Origin of the sequence: Paenibacillus sp. 7516 (assembly GCF_002272715.1) — a bacterium.
Lineage (GTDB): Bacteria > Bacillota > Bacilli > Paenibacillales > Paenibacillaceae > Paenibacillus > Paenibacillus illinoisensis_A.
Genome location: NZ_NPBI01000038.1, coordinates 1 through 25,926, shown reverse-complemented (window position 1 = coordinate 25,926; position 25,926 = coordinate 1). Strand labels below are relative to the sequence as shown.

General features: G+C 48.2%; 22 protein-coding genes. 3 read left to right on the top strand and 19 right to left on the bottom strand.

The window, feature by feature from the left end:
- Positions 1-143 precede the first annotated feature (143 nt).
- From CHI14_RS25495 to xylA, 3 genes are all read right to left on the bottom strand, one after another.
- Positions 144-860, bottom strand: a complete 717-nt coding sequence (locus CHI14_RS25495) for a glycosyltransferase family 2 protein (protein ID WP_249281237.1) — start codon at positions 858-860, stop codon at positions 144-146.
- Between the two features lie 371 nt (positions 861-1,231).
- On the bottom strand, positions 1,232-2,725 hold the full coding sequence (gene xylB, locus CHI14_RS25490; protein ID WP_095292404.1) for a xylulokinase: 1,494 nt from the start codon (positions 2,723-2,725) through the stop codon (positions 1,232-1,234).
- A gap of 472 nt (positions 2,726-3,197) precedes the next feature.
- Positions 3,198-4,514: a xylose isomerase gene (xylA, locus tag CHI14_RS25480; protein WP_095292400.1), complete on the bottom strand. Its 1,317-nt coding sequence runs from the start codon at positions 4,512-4,514 to the stop codon at positions 3,198-3,200.
- A gap of 199 nt (positions 4,515-4,713) precedes the next feature.
- Between xylA and CHI14_RS25475 the strand changes: the two genes are divergently transcribed.
- Entirely contained in the window at positions 4,714-5,880 is a 1,167-nt protein-coding gene (locus CHI14_RS25475; protein WP_095292398.1) for an ROK family transcriptional regulator, read from the top strand.
- A 145-nt stretch (positions 5,881-6,025) separates the two neighbouring features.
- On the top strand, positions 6,026-6,223 hold the full coding sequence (locus CHI14_RS25470) for a hypothetical protein (protein ID WP_053779005.1): 198 nt from the start codon (positions 6,026-6,028) through the stop codon (positions 6,221-6,223).
- Between the two features lie 233 nt (positions 6,224-6,456).
- On the opposite strand, the gene CHI14_RS25465 is transcribed toward CHI14_RS25470, so the two are convergent.
- Both CHI14_RS25465 and trxB read right to left on the bottom strand, forming a co-directional pair.
- Positions 6,457-6,687, bottom strand: a complete 231-nt coding sequence (locus CHI14_RS25465) for a glutaredoxin family protein (protein WP_095292396.1) — start codon at positions 6,685-6,687, stop codon at positions 6,457-6,459.
- Positions 6,688-6,752: 65 nt separating this feature from the next.
- Positions 6,753-7,694: a thioredoxin-disulfide reductase gene (gene trxB, locus CHI14_RS25460; protein ID WP_095292395.1), complete on the bottom strand. Its 942-nt coding sequence runs from the start codon at positions 7,692-7,694 to the stop codon at positions 6,753-6,755.
- A gap of 256 nt (positions 7,695-7,950) precedes the next feature.
- Here trxB and CHI14_RS25455 point away from each other — a divergent pair, with 256 nt between their 5' ends.
- The gene (locus CHI14_RS25455; protein WP_095292393.1) at positions 7,951-8,682 is read left to right on the top strand and encodes a ZIP family metal transporter; all 732 of its coding nucleotides are present in this window, start codon (positions 7,951-7,953) and stop codon (positions 8,680-8,682) included.
- A 186-nt stretch (positions 8,683-8,868) separates the two neighbouring features.
- Here the strand turns inward: CHI14_RS25455 and CHI14_RS25450 are convergent, their stop codons facing one another.
- From CHI14_RS25450 to CHI14_RS25385, 14 genes are all read right to left on the bottom strand, one after another.
- Entirely contained in the window at positions 8,869-10,818 is a 1,950-nt protein-coding gene (locus tag CHI14_RS25450; RefSeq protein WP_283164015.1) for a heavy metal translocating P-type ATPase, read from the bottom strand.
- Positions 10,819-11,118: 300 nt separating this feature from the next.
- The gene (locus CHI14_RS25445) at positions 11,119-12,426 is read right to left on the bottom strand and encodes a homocysteine synthase (protein ID WP_095292392.1); all 1,308 of its coding nucleotides are present in this window, start codon (positions 12,424-12,426) and stop codon (positions 11,119-11,121) included.
- A gap of 235 nt (positions 12,427-12,661) precedes the next feature.
- Positions 12,662-13,507 carry a sugar phosphate isomerase/epimerase family protein gene (locus CHI14_RS25440; protein WP_095292391.1) on the bottom strand — a complete coding sequence of 282 codons (846 nt, stop codon included), beginning with the start codon at positions 13,505-13,507 and terminating at the stop codon, positions 12,662-12,664.
- Between the two features lie 36 nt (positions 13,508-13,543).
- Positions 13,544-14,296 carry a 2-dehydro-3-deoxy-D-gluconate 5-dehydrogenase KduD gene (gene kduD, locus CHI14_RS25435; protein ID WP_095292389.1) on the bottom strand — a complete coding sequence of 251 codons (753 nt, stop codon included), beginning with the start codon at positions 14,294-14,296 and terminating at the stop codon, positions 13,544-13,546.
- Between the two features lie 99 nt (positions 14,297-14,395).
- Positions 14,396-15,154, bottom strand: a complete 759-nt coding sequence (locus tag CHI14_RS25430) for a DeoR/GlpR family DNA-binding transcription regulator (protein ID WP_095292388.1) — start codon at positions 15,152-15,154, stop codon at positions 14,396-14,398.
- A 34-nt stretch (positions 15,155-15,188) separates the two neighbouring features.
- Positions 15,189-16,028: a 5-dehydro-4-deoxy-D-glucuronate isomerase gene (gene kduI, locus CHI14_RS25425; protein ID WP_095292545.1), complete on the bottom strand. Its 840-nt coding sequence runs from the start codon at positions 16,026-16,028 to the stop codon at positions 15,189-15,191.
- A gap of 220 nt (positions 16,029-16,248) precedes the next feature.
- A complete protein-coding gene (gene cyoD / locus CHI14_RS25420; RefSeq protein WP_095292387.1) occupies positions 16,249-16,578 on the bottom strand; it encodes a cytochrome o ubiquinol oxidase subunit IV in 330 nt (109 codons plus the stop codon).
- Positions 16,579-17,193, bottom strand: a complete 615-nt coding sequence (cyoC, locus tag CHI14_RS25415) for a cytochrome o ubiquinol oxidase subunit III (protein WP_095292385.1) — start codon at positions 17,191-17,193, stop codon at positions 16,579-16,581.
- Positions 17,193-19,163: a cbb3-type cytochrome c oxidase subunit I gene (locus tag CHI14_RS25410; protein WP_095292384.1), complete on the bottom strand. Its 1,971-nt coding sequence runs from the start codon at positions 19,161-19,163 to the stop codon at positions 17,193-17,195. The genes cyoC and CHI14_RS25410 overlap by 1 nt, the downstream gene beginning before the upstream one ends.
- 21 nt (positions 19,164-19,184) lie before the next feature.
- Positions 19,185-20,144, bottom strand: a complete 960-nt coding sequence (gene cyoA / locus CHI14_RS25405) for a ubiquinol oxidase subunit II (protein ID WP_095292383.1) — start codon at positions 20,142-20,144, stop codon at positions 19,185-19,187.
- 318 nt (positions 20,145-20,462) lie between these two features.
- Positions 20,463-20,726, bottom strand: coding sequence for a hypothetical protein (locus CHI14_RS25400; protein ID WP_095292381.1), 264 nt, complete (start codon positions 20,724-20,726; stop codon positions 20,463-20,465).
- Between the two features lie 333 nt (positions 20,727-21,059).
- Positions 21,060-22,406, bottom strand: coding sequence for a GH1 family beta-glucosidase (locus CHI14_RS25395; RefSeq protein ID WP_095292380.1), 1,347 nt, complete (start codon positions 22,404-22,406; stop codon positions 21,060-21,062).
- 19 nt (positions 22,407-22,425) lie between these two features.
- Complete coding sequence (locus CHI14_RS25390; RefSeq protein WP_095292379.1) at positions 22,426-24,804, bottom strand: glycoside hydrolase family 95 protein; 2,379 nt, start codon at positions 24,802-24,804, stop codon at positions 22,426-22,428.
- Between the two features lie 272 nt (positions 24,805-25,076).
- On the bottom strand, positions 25,077-25,926 hold an 850-nt coding region (locus CHI14_RS25385), incomplete at its 5' end, for a type 2 periplasmic-binding domain-containing protein (RefSeq protein WP_141236732.1).

The window sequence follows — 25,926 nt, the reverse complement described above, 5'->3', positions numbered from 1 at the left end:
TAGTCCGTCTCCACCGTCGTTCGCTCCAAAAAGGTCAGAGATTCCAAAAATTCACGGAGCACTGCTGCTGTTTGACGAACCGGACTGGCAATCAGCACCTTCTCCTTCGGTTTTACCTTATTCAAGTACGGGGTCCCCCTTTCTTATTCCATCCAGGGCAGCAGCCTTGGATCTGTATCCAGAATGGATTCATACTGTTCTCTCCAGCCGTACCTTGCGTCCGGGTCCAGTGCCTGATAACGTTCGAATTTGCGGATGCGATCCTCCTCGCGAGCCCAGCCGTAATGCTTCACACGAGGCGTATGACATCCAAAGGCAAAATGCTGGATCGTAAGAGGGAAACGTCCGCAGTGCTGCGGGGTTTCCTTCCACTCATAAGTCAATCCGGGACGATAACGGACGAGAAAAGGACGGTAATATGCATGTGCCTGCCAATATTGATCCTCCCGGTAGTGCGTATCACTCCACATATCAAACAATCTGAAGTAGATCGCATCCTCACTACTTCCCAGGAGCTGATTTCGCTGCATGCCAAAGTCAGCCGTCAGAATCTCATCGGCATCCAGATTCAGAATCCATTCGGGTCCAGTAGCTATCGTTGCCTCCCATTGCTGCTTGCGCAGACTCACTTCATCGGCGAACCGGGACGCCCGATTTTCCACCATCACCAAGGGAATCCCTTCAAGCAGCTCTTGACATAGGGTAACCGTATTATCGGTGCTCCCATCATCTATGATGACCGCACGATCAATCCAAGGACGATGCGTTTGCAGCGCCTGTCTAAGATATCGCTGTTCTTCATTGCGTACGATCATGGACAGCGTTATATCTGGTCTGCCTTTTTCATCACGGTCATTCAAAGCCTCACCTCCGCGTCTTAAGCTGACGTTTATTATCTCTCTGAATTCTGCTATCCGAATGCGGTAAGAAAGGGTTATAGGATTGGGGATCCGAGCATATTTACAGGCTTAAATATTTATCAGATAAACTTTACTCTTGACTAATTATCGGCCTCATCTTGTCGTTTGTCTTCTTGGCTTATGTCAATTCTCTATATTCAATCTATGCATATCCGGGATGGGGTTATGTCTGAGAACTACCCTCTCACTGCTCAACCTTTACTGTGCTCTGGCACGCTTTTAGTTCCTGTCCATATTCAACAAAAAAAGCACCCGCTTCCGCGAGTGCTTCGGTTAACCTTTATTGCATATTGGATGATTCACATTATGAATTAACGGTACTCTGCCAGACGATCATTCAGGCTGCGTGTCTGTCCATAGACTTCCTGATACAGGGCAAAGAGTCCATCATACACAGCTACCGTTTCCTTGTTCGGTACATAGGATTTGGCAGGACGAATGAACGCTGCCGCACACTCCTGAAGGGAAGAGAACCAGCCGCAGCCATATGCTGCCAGCATTGCCGCGCCCATTGCTGGACCCTGCTCACTCTCAAGTTTCACAATCGTAGCGTCAAAGATATCCGCCTGCATTTGCAGCCAGGCTTCATTTTTGGCACCACCTCCGATGGAGATGACCTCATTGACCGTTTTGCCTGCACCACGCAGAATATCGATCGATTCCCGCAGGGAGAACGTAATTCCTTCCATGACTGCACGCCCAAAGTGCTCCAGCTTATGTCCGGCATCCATGCCGATAAAGCTGCCGCGAATGTTTGCATCTGGATGAGGCGTCCGCTCTCCAACAATATAAGGAGTGAATAACAAGCCGTTGCTTCCCGCCGGAACCTGATCAATCCCCTGCAGGAGCACATCAAATGATTTGTCCGCTGCAAACGTATCCTTAAACCAGGACAGGCTGTATCCAGCTGCAAGCGTTACCCCCATAATATAGAAGGCATCCTTCTCCCCATGGTTGAAAAAGTGTACTTTACCTTCAAAATCGAGATCTTTGCGCTCTTCGTAAGAAAGCACCACTCCAGACGTACCGATGCTGCACATCGTCTGTCCTTCACTCAGAATGCCTGCGCCGATTGCCCCGCATGCATTGTCGGCACCACCTGCAAAAACCTTGGTCGCAGCCGCAAGACCCGTTTGATCTGCGATTTCTGGAAGCAATGTGCCCACTTCTTCAAACGATTCCACGAGACGCGGACACAGTGAGATCGGCAATTCAAAAGCTTCCCCAATCTCCTTGCTCCACTGTTTGCCTGCAACGTCCAGCAGTAATGTACCCGCTGCATCCGAATAATCCATGGCATAATCGCCAGTCAGGCGATAACGAACGTAGTCCTTCGGCAGCAGGAACAAGGATGCTTGCTGCAGCAGCTCCGGCTCGTTTTCCTGTACCCACAGGATTTTCGGCAGTGTGAAGCCTTCCAGTGCACGGTTCCGGGCGATGCTTAATAGTTTATTGTCCAATACTTTCTCAATGCGGCGGCACTGAGCCGTAGTACGTGTATCGTTCCACAGAATGGCATTGCGCAGTGGTTTCCCCTCTGCATCTACCAGAACGAGTCCATGCATTTGCCCGGAGAAGCTAAGCCCCTCAATTTCGGAAGGCTGTACGCCGGATACTTCCAGCAATTTGCGCAGGGAGACAATGGTCTGCTCTACCCAATCTTCCGGATTCTGCTCACTGTAGCCCGCCTTGGGCTGGTGCAGCGGGTAAGCCTCGGATGCTTCAAATGCCACTTTTCCTTCACGGTTAACCAGCACCGTTTTGACTGCACTGGTTCCCAGATCGACACCAATTACGTAACTCATGAGTTAACTCCTCTCGTTTATCACAGGTTATATCCACGAAAAATCCATGTAGACATGAAAGTCACTCCGTGATCAGAAAACCCTCGGATCGCCGTTATTCCCGGATTTCCTTTATTCCCTTTGGAAAGGGAGAAATCCAGGGATAAATGCGAACGCTCCGCTTCTTCGGGTCCTTTCTGCTCACTTCGTTCTGCATGCATTATCATGGACACACATGGATATGAAACGAGTAAAACGTACTCGTTTCTGTAGCTGAAAATCGCGCCAACGACATATATCCGTCATTGGTAATGCACATGCAAACCTTGATGCGCATGAAATTCATTCCGTTTGGGTATCAAAAAACCGCCCCCGCCTTCCCAGGGGAAAGTCGGGGACGGTCCGAATGTCATGCTGTTCAACGTCCATGGTACAAGCTCGTGCATATATGGACTGTGTCCCTAGCCAAGCTTATACAAGTTGATTCCAGTTATTAGTCAGCCAAGATGTATTGGTTGAGTTTTGCTCTCAGCAATTCTTGACGACCGGATTGGTTTTTGCGTGGGCTCTCGTTGTTCAGTGCGTATTCTGCAAGGGAAGCCAGAGTCGCTTTGCCTGCAACAACCTCAGCACCGATACCTTCTTTGAAGCTGCTGTAACGTTTTTCGATGAAGTCATCGAATACGCGATCTTCGATCAGTTTTGCAGCTACTTTCAGACCTTTAGCATACGTATCCATACCTGCGATGTGAGCCAGGAACAGATCGTCTGCTTCGAAGGATCCACGGCGTACTTTGGCGTCAAAGTTCACGCCGCCACGGCCGATACCGCCGTTTTTCAATACTTCGTACATCGTCAATGTTGCATCGTACATATCTACTGGGAACTCATCCGTATCCCAACCGATCAGCATATCACCTTGGTTGGCATCGAGGGAACCGAGCATGCCGTTTGTACGGGCAACACGGATTTCGTGGTCGAATGTGTGACCTGCCAGAGTTGCATGGTTTGCTTCCAGGTTCAGCTTGAAGTGTTTGTCCAAACCGTATTTTTGCAGGAATGCAATGGAAGTTGCTGCATCATAGTCATATTGGTGTTTCGTTGGCTCTTTTGGTTTAGGCTCGATCAGGAATTGTGCGTCAAAGCCAATTTCCTTCGCGTAGTCTACAGCCATGTGGAACATGCGGGCAATGTTGTCCTGCTCCAGCTGCATGTCTGTGTTCAGCAATGTATCGTAACCTTCACGGCCGCCCCAGAATACATAGTTTTCAGCGCCCAGACGTTTACCCACTTCCAGACCTTTCTTGATTTGCGCTGCTGCATGTGCGTACACGTCAGCATTGCATGTGGAAGCTGCACCAAACATGAAGCGCGGGTTGGAGAACATGTTCGCCGTGTTCCAGAGCAGTTTTTTGCCACTGGATTTCATGTGGTCTTCGATCAGGTCAACGATTGTGTCGATGTTGCTGTAGAACTCACGCAGGCTGTTGCCTTCTGGTGCGATGTCCACATCGTGGAAACAGAAGAACGGGAGATTCATTTTTTCCAAAAATTCAAAAGCCGCTTCCACGCGTACTTTTGCGAGGTCCAGACCCGAGTATTTATCCCAAGAACGAACAGCTGTCTCTGCACCGAACGGGTCACTGCCGCCTGCAGTTAATGTATGCCAGTAAGCCATGCCGAAACGGAAGTGCTCTTCCATCGTTTTGCCGGCAACAACTTCTTCCGGATTATAATGTTTGAATGAAAAAGGATTGGTGGAGTCTTTGCCTTCAAATGCGATTTTATTAACGGATTCAAAATAGGCCATGTAAAATGCCTCCTCAATAGTTTTAAAGAAATCGTTTACACCGTTATCCTACCACATCGGTTATACTTTGTCTATTGGTTAAACAAAGTAAAATAAAATTGTTTTTTCCGGGGTTGTTTACGCTATAATAGTCGAATAGCTTGAGCACGGGATGAATGATTGAACCCTTTTATATACAGAATAGGAGTGCCTGATTGTTATGAAAATTACCGGAGACCAGATGCTGGTCAAAAAAATAAACAAGTCCATCGTCCTTGATACCATTCGCCGTCATGCCCCTCTTTCCCGCGCAAGAGTATCCGAGGTTACGGGACTTAACAAAGCAACCGTGTCCAACCTTGTTGCCGATCTCATCAGCGATGAGCTTGTCCAGGAGATTGGTCCGGGTGAATCCAGCGGTGGCCGCAAGCCGCTCATGCTGCTGTTTCGGGGTACGGCTGGATATGCAGTTGGTCTGGAGCTGAGCGTAACTCACCTGAAGGGTGTGCTTACCGATCTGGAGGGCCACATCATAACGGAGTATGCCATCAAACTGGAACAGCATGATGTGCCTTCCGTATTGGAACAGTTGAAACGTGCAGCGGAAGATCTGATTCAGTCGGCTCCCCCCTCCCCACATGGTGTAATTGGTATTGGCATTGGGGTACCCGGGATGGTAGATGAGGCTGGCACAGTGCTGTTTGCACCCAACCTGGGTTGGGAGAAGGTCGAGCTTCGCTCCATGCTGGAGGAGATGTTTGAGCTTCCTGTAACGATTGACAACGAGGCCAATGCAGGGGCTCATGGGGAATTGAATTTTGGCAGCGGTATTGGGGTACGTCATCTCATCTATATCAGTGCAGGGATGGGTATCGGATCGGGCATTATGGTAGACGGTGAATTGTACAAAGGTGCCTGGGGCTACGCCGGGGAGACAGGCCACATGTCAATCGAAGCCGAAGGCAGACCCTGCTCTTGCGGCAATCACGGTTGCTGGGAGCTATATGCTTCCGAAAAAGCCTATGAGCACCCCGACCACCAGCTTCATTTGCCAGCCCACACCACCCGCGAGCTCGTAGAATATGCCCAGCAAGGTCATGAGGCCGTATTGAACTTATACGAGAACATCGGCCGCAAACTGGGCGTGGGCATCACGAATATCGTTAACAGCTTCAATCCTGAGCGCATCATCATTGGCGGGCCACTCTCCGAAGCAGGTCCATGGATTGAAACAGCGCTCAAACAAGTTGTGGAAGAGCGTACACTGCCCTACCACCGTCGCAGTTTGCAAATCGAATGGGCAGCGCTGGGCAGCCGTTCTACCCGTATTGGTGCCGCTTACTCTGCTATTTCCCAGTTTCTAGGCAAAATAAGAGTGTCGGTTTAATAACCGCTGAAAATTGACATCATTTCGCCCCATTTCCTCCCTTTTTGTTAAAGAAATCCAGAGTTATAATGGGGATATGTGATTTTTGTCATGGCGGCATGATTGCCGCTATGTTAATTCCTATAACGAAACGGAGTGAAAACCCGTGACCTACGTGGATACTTCAGATATCTCGGCGCAAATGTTTGTCACCGTACTCCTGTTCTTGATCGTGCTTGCGCCGCTGTTCAGCCTCGGCATACTTCGATTGTTTCAGAGCAAAAAGAAGGCTGGGTTCATGTATATGCTGTCAGGCGTATTGGTGTATGTTGTTTTTCAGACGTTTATGAGCATCTTTTTTTAGATGAAATACCTGGTTTAAATGACGAAATCCCCTTCCGCAGTGAATCTTGAGTTCATGTTACCATGTGCTCCTGATCACTGGCGCAAGGGGATTTTTCATTTCAAAAAATAACATAATGCCAACAAAAGAAGCCTCAGTCCAGAACAGGACTAAGGCTTCTTTCTGTTATATATTCAAACGGTTCGCGCGAACCGGAATAGCTCCATTCATTCTTCATGATCCGATTGGGGTGATTAAGCGTCCAGTGCTTTTGCGAATTGTGTTTTGTTCATACCCAGGATGCGGTGTTCACCAATAACAGTCAGAGGTACTGCACGTACGCCCATATCCCATACTTGTTGTGCAAACTCGTCACTTGTCTCGATATTGCGCTCTTCATAAGAAATTCCTTTATCAGCCAGGAACGTCTTCACTGCTTTGCAGTTCGGGCAGTTGGTCGATGTGTATACAATTACGTTTTCCATTATTCATTCACCTCATATAGTTTATATATAGTATAACGTTAATTTACCCATTTAAACGAGATACCTTACAGTGCTACTGCGCTATGCTCCAGGCTTTCGATGAATTTCTCTGCATCCATTGCAGCCATACATCCGCTGCCTGCCGCTGTAATCGCTTGTTTGTAGCGTGTATCTTGAACGTCTCCACAAGCAAATACGCCTGGAATGTTCGTTTCGGAAGTACCTGGTGTGGTCATAATATACCCATGTTCATCCGTTGTAATCTGTCCACCAAGGAACCCAGTGTTTGGTGTGTGACCGATCGCTACAAATACGCCGCTTGCCGGAAGAATTTCTTCTTCGCCCGTTGCGTTGTTCAACACTTTCAGTCCAGTTACTCCATGATCACCAGCAATGACTTCAATCGGCGTACGGTTCAGAGCCATTTCTACTTTTTCGTTGCTGCGTGCACGGTCTTGCATGATTTTGGAACCGCGAAGCTCCTCACGACGGTGTACCAAAGTTACTTTGGAACCGAAACGGGACAGGAAGCTTGCTTCTTCCAGAGCAGAGTCGCCTCCACCGATAACGATGATTTCTTTATTGCGGAAGAAGAATCCGTCACATGTTGCGCAAGTGCTGACACCGCGGCCCACGTTTGTTTCTTCTCCGGGAATACCAAGGTATTTAGCGGATGCACCAGTAGACAGGATTAAGGTTTCCGATACCAACTCACCCATGCCCTCAACCTGGATTTTGAACGGACGCTCACTCATATCGATGTTGTTTACCCAGCCTGTGCGGAATTCAGCGCCAAAACGTTCTGCTTGTTTACGCATGTTGTCCATCAGTTCAGGACCCATAATGCCATCAGGGAAACCTGGGAAGTTCTCCACTTCCGTCGTTGTTGTCAGTTGGCCACCAGGTTGTGGTCCTTCGATAACCAGTGGGTTAAGGTTGGCACGAGCCAGATAGATTGCTGCTGTCAGCCCTGCTGGGCCTGTTCCGATAATAATGGATTTATACATGTATAGTTCCTCCCCCGAGTTCTGCAAAAAGGTTGGGCTCACCGGCATCAAAAGCAAACGCCCTTGCATACACTAGATCGATATAAGCCTAAATCATGTCCACAGGACCTGCCCGATATGACAATTGCCCTATGCAGAAATGGAATTCTAATTTATAATCATTCTAATCTGTTGTTCATTATGATCTCTTTTAACTACGGTGTCAATGCTCGGCAGCGATTATGAAGAAGTCTTCATCAGGAGGGAAAATGGAAGCATGAACGATGCACTCATTGGCAGCTTTATCTCAGCCATGTCTACCGGCCTTGGGGCCGTACCTATTCTATTTATGCGAAAAGTAACACACCGTCTGCGCGATATCTTGCTTGCTTACGCAGCAGGCATCATGACCTCGGCTTCGGTGTACAATCTCATTCCCGAGGCGCTGGGGCAGTCGAACCTGTTCGTGCTTGCTCTTGGAATTATGCTCGGCAGCATGGTTTTGCTGGTACTCGAGATGAAGATCCCCCACGTGGATCTGGAGAATCCAGAGAAGGTTCCATTTAAAATTGAAGCCAAAGCCTTCATGATTATTGCGGCCATCACCATGCATAACCTGCCTGAAGGTTTATCTGTAGGTGTCAGTTACGCCAGTACCGATGCCAGTCTGGGCAATCTTATTGCCTTTTCGATTGGATTGCAAAATGCTCCCGAAGGATTCCTTGTTGCTCTGTTCCTCGTGAATCAGAACATCGGCCGCTTCAAGGCGCTTGGGATTGCAACCTTGACAGGAGCCGTCGAAATAATCACCGCCATGATCGGCTACACACTTAGCAGTCTCGTCGCAGGACTTGTGCCTTATGGGCTTGCATTCGCCGCAGGTGCGATGATGTTCATTGTATACAAAGAGCTGATTCCCGAAAGTCACGGAGATGGCAACGCACGTGTAGCCACCGTTTCATTTTTGCTGGGACTCATTACGATGATTGGTTTAACTGAACTATTCTAAGCAAGACTTTTCCGTAGATAAACGTACATCCCAAAGAACCTGAGGACAGATCATTCTGCCCTGCAGGTTCTTTTTTTGGTCACAAATGAAGATTACATGAAATTGCTGGGAGCCTCTGTAAGGTTGGCTGAATACGTCCTATCCGGATGCATAGAACGGTTTCCTACAGGTTCATTTTCCGGATCATTATCGGAGCAGTCTTAAACCATTGAGTATAACCAGAATCGTGCTGCCCTCATGCCCAACCACCCCCAGTGGCAATGCTACACCTTGCAGAAAATTCCCCGCTATCAGTGCCAGAATAACCGTAATAGCAAAAAACATATTCTGCTTCACGGTCCGTTGTGCTCTTCGCGCCTGCTCAATCACCCAGGCAATTTCCTCGATATTATCATTCATGAGCACCACATCAGCCACCTCCAGCGCTGTCCCGCTTCCCGACATTCCCATACCCATGCCCACAGTAGCCGCTGCAAGTGCAGGAGCGTCATTAACACCATCACCAACCATGAGCACCTGTCCGTACGCTTGACGCAATGCCTGTACCTGTTTCACTTTGTCTTCGGGAAGCAGATCGGCATAGACGAGACTTACTCCTGTTTCCCGTGCAATCACAGCTGCAGATTTGGCCCGGTCACCTGTCAGCATGGCCACCTTCACGCCCATATCCTCCAGCTTCTTCACGGCTGCTGCGGCTTGTGGACGAACGGTATCTCGCATGGCGATCAGGCCAGCAAAATGGTTATCCGCCATCACAATCGATACCGTTTTGCCTTCACTCTCCAGGCGGGCACGTTCGTCGTGCCAGTGTGGATGGGTATCCAAGTGCATTTCATTCGTTTTCCCAATCCTCCAGAGAACACCGTGTACGTACCCCTCAATGCCCCAACCTGTCAGTGTTTGTACCCGTTCGGCTTCTTGCGTCACAATACCTTCACGCACTGCCTGATCTACAATGGCACGAGCCAGCGGATGCATGGACAAGTTCTCAATGGCAGCTGCTGCAGACAGCAGTTCGGCACGATTCATGCCCTCGGCTGTTATAATATCTGTAACTTGGGGAGTACCCATGGTCAATGTTCCTGTTTTATCAAAAGCCACGACCCGGGTCTGAGCCATATTCTCCACATGGGCTCCTCCCTTGAACAGAATGCCGCGACGTGCACTGCTGGACATCGCAGACAGCATGACTGGCATGATGGAGGAAACCAGTGCACAAGGTGAAGCTACAACGAGAAAAACCATCGCTTTATAAAACGCCTCATTCCAAGTCCAGCCCAGCAGCAGTGGAGCTCCTGCGATAACCATCAGAGTTGCACCCACAACCACTCGTGCGTAAATGCCTTCGAATCGCTCAATGAAACGCTGTGAATCCGGTACTTCGGCTTGTGCCTCTTCGACCAGCTTAATGATTTTGCCAAACAGCGAACCTGCAGCTGACTTCGTTACCTCTACATACAATGCACCTTCGCCGTTCACCGTTCCTGCATAAACCTCGTCTCCCTCAGCTTTATCGACTGGCAGGGATTCACCCGTAATGGAAGCCTGATTAACGAATGAACTCCCGCGATAAACGGTACCGTCGGCCGGGATTAATTCCCCCGGTTTGACCAGCAGCAGGTCACCAGGCTTCAGCTCATCAATGGCGACAAGGTTCATCTGTCCATTCTCGATGCGCAGTGCTGTCTCCGGCTTAAGTGCCATCAGCGATGAAATATCCTTATGACTCCGTTCCGTCGCATAACTTTCCAGCGCACCACTTAACGCAAAAATGAAGATCAGCATCGCGCCCTCATTCCAGTATCCAATAGCTGCAGCACCAAGTGATGCAGCAATCATGAGCAGATTCACATCCAGATCGCGGTCCTTGACCAGTGTCTCCATGCCTTCCTTGGCCTTGGTCCATCCTCCGATTGCATAAGAGACGATGTACAGCATGATGGATATCGCATTGAAATAGGGTGAAATTCCCCATGCAACAAGCATTAATAACCCGCTGCCGAGAGCCGCCTGCATCTCCTTATTCCGGAGCATGGCGCGAAAATTAGGTTTACGTCCACGGTTCGGGTCAGGTGACTGGGCGGAGTTCTGTTCTGCTTGTGCCTGGGTGTGTATAGGTTGATGTATCGCTTGCATGTAAATCACAATCCTTTCTTGTTTCGTTGATTTAAGTTGTGTCGCATTGAGAATGAGAGCCATTGTTAATGCCCTAAAAATGACACATGCTGCTGCGGGAATCCCGCAGCAGCATGGTTTTCGAATGAGAATGATAATCATTTTTGTACTTATGCAATTATGTTTACCCAATACAACTTTGAGTATATTATAGGCCTCGATTTGACGTTTGTAAATGGGCAGTTTTCTGATCACAGGCTGCCGGAACACAAAAAAACCGCCTGTCCTTGAGGACGGCGGCTTTCTGATGGGCACCTTTGGTTACGCGCCAACACTTGCTCCCTGACTCGCCTTGATGGCTTGTTCCAGGTCATACAGGATATCCTGAATATTTTCGGTACCGACAGACAGACGAATGAGTTCAGGGTTAACACCTGCTGCGGTCTGCTCATCTTCTGTCAGCTGCTGATGGGTTGTGCTTGCGGGGTGAATGATCAGTGACTTGGAATCACCCACGTTCGCAAGGTGCGAGAACAGCTTCACACTTTCGATGAGTTTGCGTCCTGCATCTACACCGCCCTTAATACCAAATGTCAGGATTGCTCCCTGCCCTCTTGGCAGATACTTTTGTGCGAGTTCATAAGAAGCATGACTTGGCAGACCCGCGTAGCTCACCCACAGAACATCCTCGTGCTTCTCCAGATATTCCGCAACAGCCAGGGCATTGCTGCTATGGCGCTCCACACGCAGATGCAATGTTTCCAGTCCTTGCAGAAGCAGCCATGAATTAAATGGCGAGATGGTTGCGCCAAGGTCGCGCAGCAGCTGCACCCGTGCTTTGATGATATAGGCAATCGGCCCAACCGCTTCGGTGTATACCACGCCATGGTAACTGGCATCCGGCTCTGTCAGACCCGGGAACTTGCCGCTCGCTTTCCAGTCGAATTTTCCGCTATCGACAATCACGCCACCAATGGAAGTACCATGACCCCCAATAAACTTCGTCGCCGAGTGAACCACAATATCCGCTCCATGTTCAATCGGACGAAGTAAGTATGGGCTGGGGAACGTGTTATCCACGATCAGAGGAATGCCATGCTCATGAGCAATCGCCGCAACCGCTTCAATGTCCAGCACGTTTCCTTGAGGATTACCGATCGTTTCTGCATATAATGCTTTCGTTTTCTCTGTAATGGCCGCCCTGAAATTCTCGGGATCACTGGAATCAACAAACTTCACATCAAGGCCCAGCTTCGGCAATGTGGTTGAGAACAAATTATACGTACCACCATACAAGCTCGCCGAGGATATAATTTCATCTCCTGCACCTGCGATATTCAAGAGAGAAAACGTAATGGCTGCCTGCCCGGAAGCTGTAGCCAGTGCCCCGGCCCCTCCCTCCAATGCCGCAATCCGCTGCTCGAACACATCGGTTGTCGGATTCATTAGACGGGTATAGATGTTGCCAAACTCTTTCAGACCAAACAGATTGGCAGCATGTTCCGTGTCCCTGAAACCATAAGATGTGGTCTGGTACAAAGGCACAGCACGTGCATGAGTCGTTGGATCAATCTCCTGGCCTGCATGAATTGCCAATGTTTCAAATGAAAGCTCACGTTCGTTTGACATAAATCTGAATCCTCCCTTGGGTTATACGTTTCAAGATCCTGGTGTCCTCACATGGTGGCGTATGTTTTCCATATTCTCTCACAAGATGTCGTGTTTGAAAAGAATTATTTCCGATTTATCCGATAAGAAATATTTTATATGTATTGTCGACAAGGTCATACCAAAAAACCTTTGCGAGGGCAAAGGTTTCCTGGCTATTTTAATATCGCAAAATGAGCTTATCTTCAGCCCATTTCTAAACTCGTACACCATTCCACACTTCACGTAAATGCTTGGCTGCAGGAACCGCTTCTTCTGCAGTTACACCCTCCAGTGAGATATCGATATGTGGCTTATACGTTTTTAACAGTTCAAAAAACAGCGGATAATCCAATATGCCTGCACCCGGTACTGGATTAATCTTCTCGCCCTGTGCATTGAAGGCCACATCCTTCGCATGAATGACAATGATTCGCTGGTATAGCGTCTCCATTACATCACGCAGGAAAGCACCCTGACCTGTAACATGCGGCTGTTTGATCAGATTGCACGGATCAAATAACATGCCCAGATTGGAGGACGGGATCTCTTCAAACAAACGAGTCATATGTTCACGTGTATGAAGTGTGTGGGTGGACACAGGCTCAATGGCCGCATGTACGCCCCACTTTTCCGCTTCTTCCGTGATCTCCTCCAGCGTTTCCCGCAGCACGCTCCATGCTTTTTCTTCATACCCGTCTGGATGGGTGGCTTGGTAGGTGTCCAATCCGCCCGTTTCCGTTGCAACCATGCTGCAGCCAAAATCCCGGGCATACCGCAGATGTTCCTTGAAACGCTCGATGTCTGCTCGTCTGCGTGCAGCATCCGGATCGATCGGATTAATATAACAGCCCAGAACAGCGATCTTGACTCCGCGTCTTGCAAACTGGTCCCCAATTTCATTTGCGAGTCCCGGACTGAGTTTACCGTTAGCCGAGTCAACATCAGATAGGGCTTTTGCAAGTGCCAGCTGCACCGAATTGAATCCATGATCTGCGATTGTTTGCGCCAGCTGGGCTGTAGGCTGCTGGCCAAATGTATGTGCCAGAATACCAAGTTTCATGTCACTGCCTCCTTCAATCATTGATAGCAGAGCAGATTAACGAGCCATCCAGCCGCCATCTACATTCAGTACATGACCATTCAAATAATCCGAAGCAGACGATGCAAGAAATACGACCGGCCCTTTCAGATCTTCCGGAGTTCCCCATCGTCCTGCCGGAATGCGTGCTGTGATATCCCGATACCGGTTTTCATCCGCACGAATCTGAGTGGTATTATCCGTCTCCATGTAACCTGGTGCAATCCCGTTAATTTGTATGCCTTTACCTGCCCATTCATTGGCGAGAGCTTTGGTCAAGCCTGCAACACCATGTTTACTGGCCGTATAACCCGGGACGTTAATGCCGCCCTGATAGGACAACATGGACGCAATATTAATGATTTTGCCGCTGCCGCGTTCAATCATGTGTCTGCCCGCCAGTTGGCTCAAGAAAAATACTGTATTCAGGTTAAGGCCGATGACATCGTGCCAGTCCTGCTGTCCGTGGTCAGCCGCAGGTGTACGGCGAATAATACCCGCATTGTTAACGAGGATATCAATCTTACCTTGAAAAGCTAATGCCTTCTCAAATACCGCCGGCAATTCCTCTTCACGGCTTAAATCAGCTTCAATGATATATGCTTTGCGCCCGAGCGCTTCGATTGCACCTGCTGTCTCGGATGGTTTTGAATAGGAAACGAGCACCACATCTGCTCCGGCTTCCGCCAGACCAATCGCCATTCCCTGTCCCAAACCACCGGATGTACCGGTTACAAGTGCAACTTGTCCGCTTAGATCAAATGGATTCATGAATGATTCCTCCGCATGTTATGAGATGCAAACCTATAAGTGATCACAATCAACTTCTTTAGCATATGCTTAGCCATTCTGAAATTAAGTGCTGTGCGTTTAGCTTTGGTAATCGACTTTGACACCAATTTGATTATACAGTGCAGCTGTCTCTTCACCCAGATGACTGTCACTGATAATACAGTCCAGCTCCGAACAATGCGCGAAGGTCCGCAGCGCAAATTGCCCGAATTTATAGTGGTCCACCACGCCGAAGACCTGCTGGGAGGCAGAGATCATCGCTTTTTTTAGTGGAACCAGATCACCTGTATAGATGGAGAGTCCGAACTCCGGATGTAGTGCAGTGGTAGAGATAAATGCTTTGTGGATATTAAGACTGGAGATAAAAGCCGCCGTGTCGTCTCCCACCAGCATATTACGAACTCTCGCCCCACCAGGCACGACCAGCCGGACCTGCTCCTTCTTAGTCAGCTCGGCAATAATGAAGAGATCATTGGTTACGACAGTGAGCGGCTGATTGTCCATCCGCTTCGCCATCTCGAGTGTGGTGCTCCCTCCGTCCAGCGCAATAATTTCATTAGGACGTATGTAAGCGAGTGCACGCTCGGCAATCTCCGTCTTCTCCGAATGATGCTTCTCTGTGGCTCCACGGCTCGTGAGGATACCATACTGGTCATTCTGAGCCAGCATGGCCCCTCCGTGAACACGTACAAGCAATCCCATCGCTTCCAGCTTGTCGAGATCCTCCCGAACCGTCTTGCCTGTCACTTGCAGCAGTTCGCTCAGATCATTAACGGTAACTTCCTGGCGCTCCAGCAGAGCCTCCATAATTTTCTCATGTCTTTTCAATGGATTCATACAATCAACTTCCTGTTTCTTGGAATTTACGCGTTTATTTCAGGTCTTTCATCGCTACGCCGTCCATATCCTCGAACGTTTGGTTCTCACCAGCCATGGCCCAACAGAAGGTATAACTGCTTGTGCCAACGCCGCTGTGAATGGACCAGCTTGGAGAGATGATCGCCTGACGGTCACGTACAACAAGATGCCGGGTCTCGTTCGGCTCGCCCATCATGTGGAACACTACTCCATCTTCGGGCAGATTCCAATACAAATATACTTCAGAGCGGCGGTTATGGGTATGTGCAGGCATCGTGTTCCACATGTTACCCTTGTCGAGCTCCGTGATGCCCATCACCAACTGACAGCTCTGAATTCCGCCCTCACCCTGGTGAATGTAGCGATAAATGGTCCGTTCATTCGAACTTTCAATGCTGCCCAGATGATTCGGCTGAGCTTGTTCCTGGGTTGCCTTTTGCGTAGGATAAGCGTGATGTGCCGGAGTGGATACAAAGTAGAACTGAGCCGGCTGCTCATTGCCATTACTTTTAAATACGACTTCTTTTACACCTTTTCCGATATAAAGGCATTCTTTGGCACCAATCTCATAACCCTGTCCATCCGCCGTGACCGTTCCATGTCCTCCAACATTAATGATACCGATTTCACGACGCTCCAGGAAAAAGTCCGTTCCAATGTCTTTCAGGTTCACTTCAAGCGCAATGTCCTTGCTCTGAGGTACCGCAGTTCCTACAATATAACGGTCCACATGAGAATATACAGTAACCAGCTCGTCTGTTGCGAACAATTGCTCTATCAAAAATTCCTCACGCAGGCGAGACGTATCATAATTTTTCACTTCATTGGGGTGTGCAGCATAACGATTTTCCATCATTAATCCATTCCCTTCGTCAATTGAGTGATGTTTGAGATGATTTGATTATAAAGTTCATATAAGTTCATTTTAGTTCATTATGTATCATTTGTGTACCTTTTTTTGAAAATAAACTGATTTTAATTAAGCTATACTTTGGCTTTCCACTTTTGTGAAAATAAAAAAAGAGAATCTCCACCGTCTGCAGTACAGACCGGAGACCCTCTTTATTCAAATCTTAATGTGCAACGGCATTGTTCAGCATGATCCAGATTGAACCAAGAACGATGGTCAACATGATCAGCAGGCCGAAAATCAAAGCCATGACATTCCAGCGTGGTTTTCCTGTTTCACGAATATGCATGAAGAAGAAGAGTTGAACCACAAACTGTAGTGCGGCCGTTACGAGAATAACAACCATTGTTCCTGTTCTGCCCATCATGTCGTTCAGTACAACCACCAATGGGATGATTGTGAGGACAATGGACAGAATGAAGCCGATGACATAGGACTTCATGGAGCCATGCTGCTCGTGAGCATGAGAATCATGTGAGTTATGCTCTGCCATCTACATCACCCCCATCAGATAAACGATCGACAGGAGGAAGATCCAGACGACGTCCAAGAAGTGCCAGTACAAGCTGATTACGTTGATTTTACCGCGAGTAACATCAGTAATACCACGTTTTTTCAGTTGGAACATCAATCCGATCATCCAGATCAAACCTAACGATACGTGAAGTCCGTGAGTTCCCACGAGGGTGAAGAATGCGCCGGAAGCAGCACTCGTCGTGTAGCTGAATCCTTCGTGAATCATCTCAACAAACTCGGTTACTTCAAGTGCGATAAAGGCTGCACCGAGAACGGCTGTAACTGCCAGCCAGCTGATCAGTTGCTTCACTTTACCTTGGTTCATCGCAAGAACGGCAAGTCCGCTCGTAAATGAACTTGTGAGCAAGATGAATGTCTCGGCGATAACGCCCGGCATTTTGATCAGCTCAGACAATATTGGTCCGCCCGCCGTATTGTCACGCAACACAATAAAGGTTGCGAACAATACGGAGAACAGGATAACGTCGGATATCAGGAAGAACCAGAAACCGAGCAATTTTAATTCTTGTGGATCATGGTGACCATGGTCGTGACCGTGATCGTGACCATGCTTAGCGGCTGCTTGAGCCATTATACCGACCCCCTTAACGACGCTTCGGTACGCTTAATTTCGTCGACCGGAATGTAATAATCCGTATCGTATGAGAATGAACGAGCGATCATGCAGATCCCTACGCCAGCGAGTCCGAGAATCGCCATCCACAGCCATCCGAATACAAAGCCGAAGCCGGCGATGAACCAGAAGACAGACATGATAAACGGAATTGCGGAGTTCTTAGGCATATGAATCGGTTCGAGCGGCTGCTCTGGTGGGTAGATGCCTTTGGCACGGCGTTCTTTCTCTTCCCACCACTCATCAATATCATCACCGCGCGGTGTAATGGCAAAGTTGTACTCAGGAGCTGGTGAAGGAATCGACCACTCGAGTGTACGACCATCCCATGGATCGCCGGATGCTTTGAGTGTTTTGTATTTGCGAATACCGTCTGCGATTTGTGCAACCTGGAACAAGAAACCTACACCCATCAGGAATGCCCCGATTGTGGATACGAAGTTCAGTTCCCACCAGCCGGTATCCCAGCCGTAGGTGCTCAGACGACGTGTCATACCCATCAAACCTACAGCGTACTGCGGCATGAAGCAGACATAGAAACCAATATTCCAAGTCCAGAAAGCCCATTTGCCCAGTTTCTCTTCGAGTTGGAAACCGAACATTTTTGGCCACCAGTAGTACAGACCTGCGAAGTATCCGAATACTACACCACCGATCAATACTTGGTGGAAGTGGGCAATCAGGAAGTAACTGTTGTGGAACTGGAAGTCAGCTGGTGCTACGGAAAGCAGAACCCCCGTCATACCACCGACGATAAAGCATGGAATAAATGCGATTGTCCATAACATCGGGGTGGCCATGCGGATCCGTCCGCGATACATCGTAAACAGCCAGTTGAAGATTTTAACCCCTGTCGGAATGGCAATCAACATTGTTGTAACAGCGAAGAATGCATTAACGTCTGCTCCCGAACCCATCGTGAAGAAGTGATGCGCCCATGTGAAGAAGGACAGGAAGCTAATGATCAACATCGCAAATACCATTGATTTGTAACCAAACAGTTTTTTCTTCGAGAACGTACTTACAATCTCGGAGAACACACCGAATGCCGGCAAGACGACAATGTATACCTCAGGGTGACCCCACATCCAGATCAAGTTGATATACATCATTGGGTTACCGCCCAAATCAAGCGTGAAGAAATGCGCCCCGCCGAATCGGTCCAGGAAGAGCAATGCAAGTGTCACAGTCAGGATTGGGAATGCAAACAAGATGATGATACAAGTGGAGAATACCGACCATGTGAACATCGGCATTTTCATCCATTTCATGCCTGGCGCACGCATTTTAATGATGGTAACCAGGAAGTTGATACCGGTAGCCAGGGAACCGATACCCGAGATCTGTATACCCCATATATAGAAGTTCTGTCCTACCCCCGGACTGTGCGACAGCTCCGATAGAGGCGGATAACTCAGCCATCCTGCATCAGGTGATCCACCGATAACGAAGGATAGGTTGAACAGCATTGCTCCCAGGAAGAATAACCAGAAGCTCAAAGCATTCAGGAACGGAAATGCGACGTCCCTTGCCCCTATTTGTAGAGGCACAATTACGTTAAATAAACCGAACATAAATGGCATCGCCATGAACAAGATCATGATGGTACCGTGAGTCGTAAAGACTTGGTTATAATGTTCTGGATGCAAGAAATCCATGTTAGGCATAGCTAGCTGAAGACGCATCATCAGCGCATCAACACCACCGCGGAACAACATGATGATGGAAGCAATGATATACATAATACCGATCTTTTTATGATCGACGGTTGTTAACCAGTTACGCCAGAGCCAGCCCCATTTTTTGAAATAAGTTAGCACCGCTACGATGGTAATCATCGTAATACCGATGGCCACGTCCGCACCATAAATCAGCGGGTCACCGGTAACGAAAAACTCCGATGCAAACTCCTTAAGTCTCTCTAACATTGGGGGCCTCCTTTCGAATCTTTAGTTAGCACTCTTGTCCACTTTAGTGGACGTATTTTCTTGGGCGCCTGAAGCTTCTTCCGAAGTTCCATGGTTATGAGCGCCTGTACCTTCAATGACATACTTCGTCACGATGTCTTGGAACAATCCTTCAGGGAAGGAAGAATAATAAGCAACATTGCTAGTTCCCGGTTCCGCCAGTGTGTTATACGTCTCTTGAGTCAGCGGTTGGGATTGTTGTTTTACTTCAGCCACCCATTGATCGAATTCTTCATCCGATGTGGCGTTGACATCGAAACGCATCTGGGCGAAATGTTCGCCGGTAAAGTTGGCACCAGAACCGAAGTAAGTTCCTTCGTGATCTGCTTGCAAATACAAGGTCATCGCCATACCCGACATCGTATAAATTTGTCCACCAAGCTGCGGAATCCAGAACGAGTTCATCGGTGAATCCGCGGTAAGCTCAAATTTCACGGGCCGGTCTGCCGGAATATTCAACGTATTGACCGTTGCAATGCCTTGCTCAGGATACATAAACAACCATTTCCAGTCCAGTGAAGATACTTGAATGGTAATGGGTTCTTTCTCGGAAGCCAGTGGCTTCGAAGGCTCCAAATCATAGGTGTAGCGAACAGTAACGATCGCAAGCAATCCAATGATAACAATTGGAACTGTCCACCAGATAGCCTCAGCTTTGGTACTATGAGCCCAGTTCGGCTCATAAGCAGCTTTATTGTCCGGCTTGTCGCGGTAACGCCAAACGATTACAGCAGACAAAATCAACACAGGCACGATAACGATCGCACAAAGAATTGTCGAAATGACAATCAAATCTCTCTGCGAAGCGCCAATAGGTCCCTTCGGATCCAGAACAACGTACTGCCCGCCTGCCAGCATTGGCCAGACAATCAATGCAATTGTAACCAACGTCAGGACAACCGGAATGATAATCCGGGTAAGCGACCTAGGTTTCTTGTTCATCTTGATCCCCTCTCCTTAAATTCGCTCATACTGAAAAATCAGTATACTACTCTCTTCCTTCTAAAGATATCAGAAATGAGCAACTTTTTTGGTCTTGTTAACAAATTTGTCGATTTTACACCTTAAATGTGTGAATTTTTTCTCACAAATCACTTGCACACTTGAAATTTTTCCATTGTAATCATTACACTTCGAGTCACAAAATAAAACCCTTTGCAGTCCCGTTGAACAGTCTCAACGAATCCGCAAAGGGCTTTATTGACTGGATTCCGGGTACTTATCCAGTCTTATTATGAACGAAAGATTGCCAGATTATAATTAATCCGCTCCTTCGTCTTCCCGGCGTGTATGAACAAGACCAATTGATTTGGCGATTACATAAATAAACACACTACCTACGAGAAAACCAATGCCGACCATCAAACCAAGATTACGGTCATTAAATTCATTCAGGTTAATCAAACACATGACCACTCCAGTAATGAGGGCGATCCAGGCCAGAACTGTCATCGTCAACACTGCGCGCCGCATATTCTTATCTTTACGCTCCAATTGGCTTACCATTGCTGTCTTCGATGCCATAGTAAACACTTCCTTTTCCCTTTTTGTAAGTGCTTTCCTTTTACCAATATACCACATCAGTATGATTTTTAGTCAACAAATGTTCAAATTTATTTCGAAATTTGGACACTTTATTTTGGTTTAGGCTGTTGACAAACACTTGATTTATCCTCTTGTTATGTATAACCCAAAAACGACCTCTTCATAACAGCAATAGGATCTAACCTTTTGAACGCTTTATGAACATGTCTCCTTTCCCTGAAAATCCTCACAAAAAAAAAAAAAAAACGGCGGTTCGGATAAACCGAACCCACCGTCTTGTTCGAAGCGTAAATTGTGCAAGGCTATCTCCAACTAATTACGCGTCTCCAGCCAGTTGTTTTTAATTACATTCTGGTACCAGTAAAAGCTTTCCTTCGGCGTTCTTACCAGTGAACGATAGTCCACATGAACAAGACCGAAACGCATCCGGTACCCTTCTGCCCATTCAAAGTTGTCCATCAGAGACCATGCCATGTATCCCTTCAGGTTAATGCCATCGTTAATGATCCGGTGTATTTGGGCTAAATGCTGTTCGTAATAGGAAATCCGGCGATCATCATTAATTTTCCCATTCTCCAGATCATCATTGATACAAGCACCATTCTCGGTGATGTAGACATCGACGTTGCCATACTTTTGCAAATAATGCATGAACTCATACAGTCCACGGGATTCAATCGGCCAGCCAATGTCCGTCTTCGTCAGGCCCATATCCACTTCTTCAGACTGCAGCACCCCTGCATCCGGATTGAAACGATTAATGCCCATCGTGTAATAGTTGATCCCCAGCAGGTCGATCGGTTGCGAGATAATCTCCATATCCCCTTCCTGAATTGGCACTGTGGCACCCGCTTGGGCAAACCAATCCACCATGAATTGCGGGTAGGAACCTTTGTAGATCGGGTCCAGGAACCAGTCTGTGTTGAGTGCGATAGAGCGGTCGCATGCCGCCTGATCTTCCGGTGACTTGCTGTACGGCTCAGCCCAGCATACGTTAGGTGCAATACCGATCTGTCCCATTATGCCAAGGCGCCGGAAGGACTGTACCGCTTTACCATGAGCGACAAGCAGTCCATGAGCCACATTAAGGGAGGTCTGAAGGTCTTTGTTCCCCGGTGCATGGATTCCCAGCAGGTTGGACAGGAACGCAATACACCATGGTTCGTTAAACGTCAGCCAGAACTTGATTTTACCCGTGAATTCTTTGAAGATGACCTCTGCATATTTAACAAAGGCATCGACGGTTCTCCGGTTTCCCCAACCTCCGTCATCCTCCAACACTTGAGGCAGATCCCAGTGATAGAGCGTGCAAAAAGGTTCAATACCTGCCTCAAGCAGCTTGTCCACGAATCGGTGGTAAAAGTCCAGGCCTTCACGATTGATCTCGCCATCCCCGTCCGGGATAATGCGCGGCCAGGCAGTGGAGAATCGGTAGGTGTTGATACCCAGCTTCTTCATCAGCTCAATGTCTTCCTCATAACGGTGGTAGCTATCGCAAGCTACATCTCCATTATCCCCGTTGAAAACTTTGCCTGGTGTCCGGGCAAACGTATCCCAAATGGATACACCGCGTCCACCTTCCTGTGCTGCTCCTTCTATTTGATAGGAAGCTGTTGCTGTACCCCAGCGAAAATCCTGCGGAAATCGAAAAATTGTCATTGGTTTCTCCCCCGTCTCCTCATGATACGCGGACAGTCTGTCCTGCGGTCATGGATAAAGTAATTACATAATCCCCTTGTGGTGTCAGCTCAGCCTGATGCTGCTCCCCATTTTCACCTCGCAGCGCCTGTGCACTTCGAATGGTTACCGAACCATCCCGCTCAGCCTTGATTACGGCAGATACCAATTGGCTGTCCTCCCACTCCATGGATAGGGTGTAGCCTCCCCGTGCACGCAAACCAGTTACGCTGCCTTGTGTCCATTCATCTGGCAGAGCCGGCAGCAAATGTAGTTCATTCAAATGGCTCTGCAGCAGCATCTCTGCAATGCCGGCCGTGCCCCCGAAGTTGCCATCAATCTGGAACGGAGGATGATCATCGAATAGATTAGGGTGAGTGGACCGGGCAAGCAGTGTACGTACAAACTGATGCGCCTGGCCACCGTCAAGCAGACGCGCATACAGATTGATTAACCATGCACAGCTCCAACCGGTATGTCCGCCCCCTTGCGATATGCGCCGTTCAAGCGATACACGTGAAGCTTCTACAAGCTCTGGTGTATCCATTCGATTGATCTGTTCCCCCGGATACAAGCCATACAGATGAGATACATGGCGATGTCCTGGCTCCGATTCGGCGAAATCCTTGAACCATTCCTGCAATTGACCTTCACTGCCAATCCGGAACGGATATAATCTGCTCAGGCTGTCTTCCCATTCCGCAACCAGTGCCTGATCGACCTCAAGAGTCCCCGCTGCCTCAATACATCTGGTGAACAATTCACGGATCAGCGTCATATCCATCGTCGACGCCATCGAAATGCTCCGGGCTTCTCCTTCACCCGTCAGGAACTTGTTCTCCGGTGAGGTTGAAGGAGCAGTAACCAGATAGCCATCCGGGCCTTCAATCAGCCAATCCAGACAGAAAAGTGCTGCCTCCTTCATGACCGGATATGCACGCTCTTGGAGGAAACGCTGATCTCCGGTAAAGAGGTAATGTTCCCACAGATGCGAAGTCAACCAGACACCACCCATCGGCCAAAATGCCCAACTGGCATCACCGCCCGTAGGTGTTGTCGTTCTCCAAATATCCACGTTGTGATGGGCAGTCCACCCGCGAGCACCGTACAGTATGCGAGCTGTTCTGCGCCCAGTCTGACTGAGGTCCTCCAACAAACTGAATAGTGGTTCATGGCATTCACTCAGATTACACACCTCAGCTGGCCAATAATTCATTTCCGTATTGATGTTGATCGTATAATCACTGTGCCATGGCGGCTCAACTTGATGATTCCATATGCCTTGCAGATTGGCTGGTTGTGTGCCTGGGCGCGAGCTGGCCATTAATAGATATCTGCCATATTGAAAATAAAGAGCTTCGAGTCCGGGATCTTGAACTCCACTCTGGTAGGATTGCAGCCGCTCATCGGTAGGCAGCTCTGCGTTAGAAGTAGATCCGAGATCAAGACGGACCCGAGAGAATAACGATTGGTGATCAGCCTCATGCCGAATACGCAAACTTTCATGCCCTAATGTCATGGCTTTGGCAATGACATCTCTGCACTCTTGGTCAAGCAATGGCCCATCCTTCACAGGAACAATTTCATAACTCTCAAAAGCAGTAGCTGCAGCCAAGTAAAATACAACCTGTTTGGCTCCCTGAACATGAAGCTTGCCATCAGCAGTCGATATCTTCGCCTCATTTCCGGTCACCGTCACCGCTAAACGAACTGCATACGAGGTCCCCCGGTCTTCTTCATAGATGACCGATTCGGGATGGTCCCGGAAATAGTTCGACTCCACATGACTCGGACAACGGCTGAACATGGTCACGCCATCTTCGGAAAGCTGGGTTGTATACGGATGCGGGCTATCCAATTGAGCAGTGATGTTAACTGCCCCGTCCCTGTCAGCCGTGAGCGTACATATCATCAGATCATCCGGTGTACTGATGTACACTTCACGAACATAACGAACGCCTTCGTAGGCATAGCTTGTTTTCGCTATACCGGATTCCAGATCAAGTTCACGCTCAAACTCTTCATAATTCAGCGCAAGGAGTCCTTCCTGCCGCAGGACGAAGTGCCCCATCGGCTGGTATGCTTCCACATCACGGCCCAACATTTCACGGTTGAGCAGCTCTTCAGCTTCACTATATTGTCCCGTCATGATTAATTCACGGGTGCGCTTCAAGTACCTCTGGCTGCTGTACTGAATGGTATCGCGTGGGAAACCTGACCACAGGGTGTCTTCGTTTAACTGAATACACTCTTCCGCTGCACCACCGTACACCATACCGCCGAGACGACCGTTCCCAATAGGCAGCGCCTCTTCCCATCGAGTAGCGGGCTGGCGGTACCATAGACGATTGATCTTTGCTTCCTCATTGAATGGGGACATAAACTAACTCCTCTTCATTGATCATCTATTATTTTTCCCGAATAACTAAAACGTTTTCGGATACATCAAAAAGATGTAATTTTCATGTATTCACTGGATCTCCGTGCACCTCAAATTATTGCTTTAGCAATATTAAGGTGAAAGTGCTTTCAGTAAGAAAAGTATATTGGATTTAACATTCTTCGTCAACGTAAAACATCACAAGACAAACAAGAAGAGACCCTTGTTCAGGGCCTCTCCTATACTATGGATGAACCTCCACCCATGCTTGATTATTTCACATCTTTGCCAGTCCAGAGGGATACACGGTCTTTAACCCAAACCGTATATTGTTTCTCCATTTCCACTGCACCTGCTTTATCCAGCTCAGCGAGCATGTCATCATACACTTTATCGAAATTCGCTGGCGTCGTCAGAACTGCTTCTGGAATCCGTTTACGTACGATATCCTGAGTTTTTCTGAACGTTACGTCATAGTCTGTACCTGAAGGTACAGGCATGTTATATGCCGCTCCCCATTCTTTGAGAGGAAGCTCCTCTTCAGACGGATAGAATTCTTTCCATGTTGTAATGCCATAAGCTTTGAGCGTTTCTTTCTCAGCAGCTGTATAACCAGCCACAATCTGCTCAGGGAAGTTGGTTGTGTAATAGTTATCTGTTGAATCCTTCACACCGTCACCATATCTTGCACTGAAGATATTGTACAGACCAATACCTGTTTCTTTACTGAATGCAGAGTTATCGTTGGTTTTACGATCCTGAACTTCGTCAGGGATAACACGTTTACCATTTTCTACATTATAATGTTGACCTTCAATTCCCCAGTTTCTCAGCACTTGGCCTTCATCTGATGCAAGCCAGTCCATGAATTTAATGATACGCACTGGGTCTTCCGCTGCAGTCGTGATCCCAATTCCGTAACCGTCGAATCCAGTTGGCTGGAATGTGTGATCCACAATATCCTCGTTCAGGGATACAGAGAAGTGGGCGTATGTGCTATCATCCTTGCCTGCACCTTTCAGTGCATTTTCAGCTTCTTGATAGTTCCATTCTTGGTCAATCAAGCCGAGTACACGGCCGCTGGCAATTTTGGATTTGTATTGGTCGTCTTTTTGAACAAAT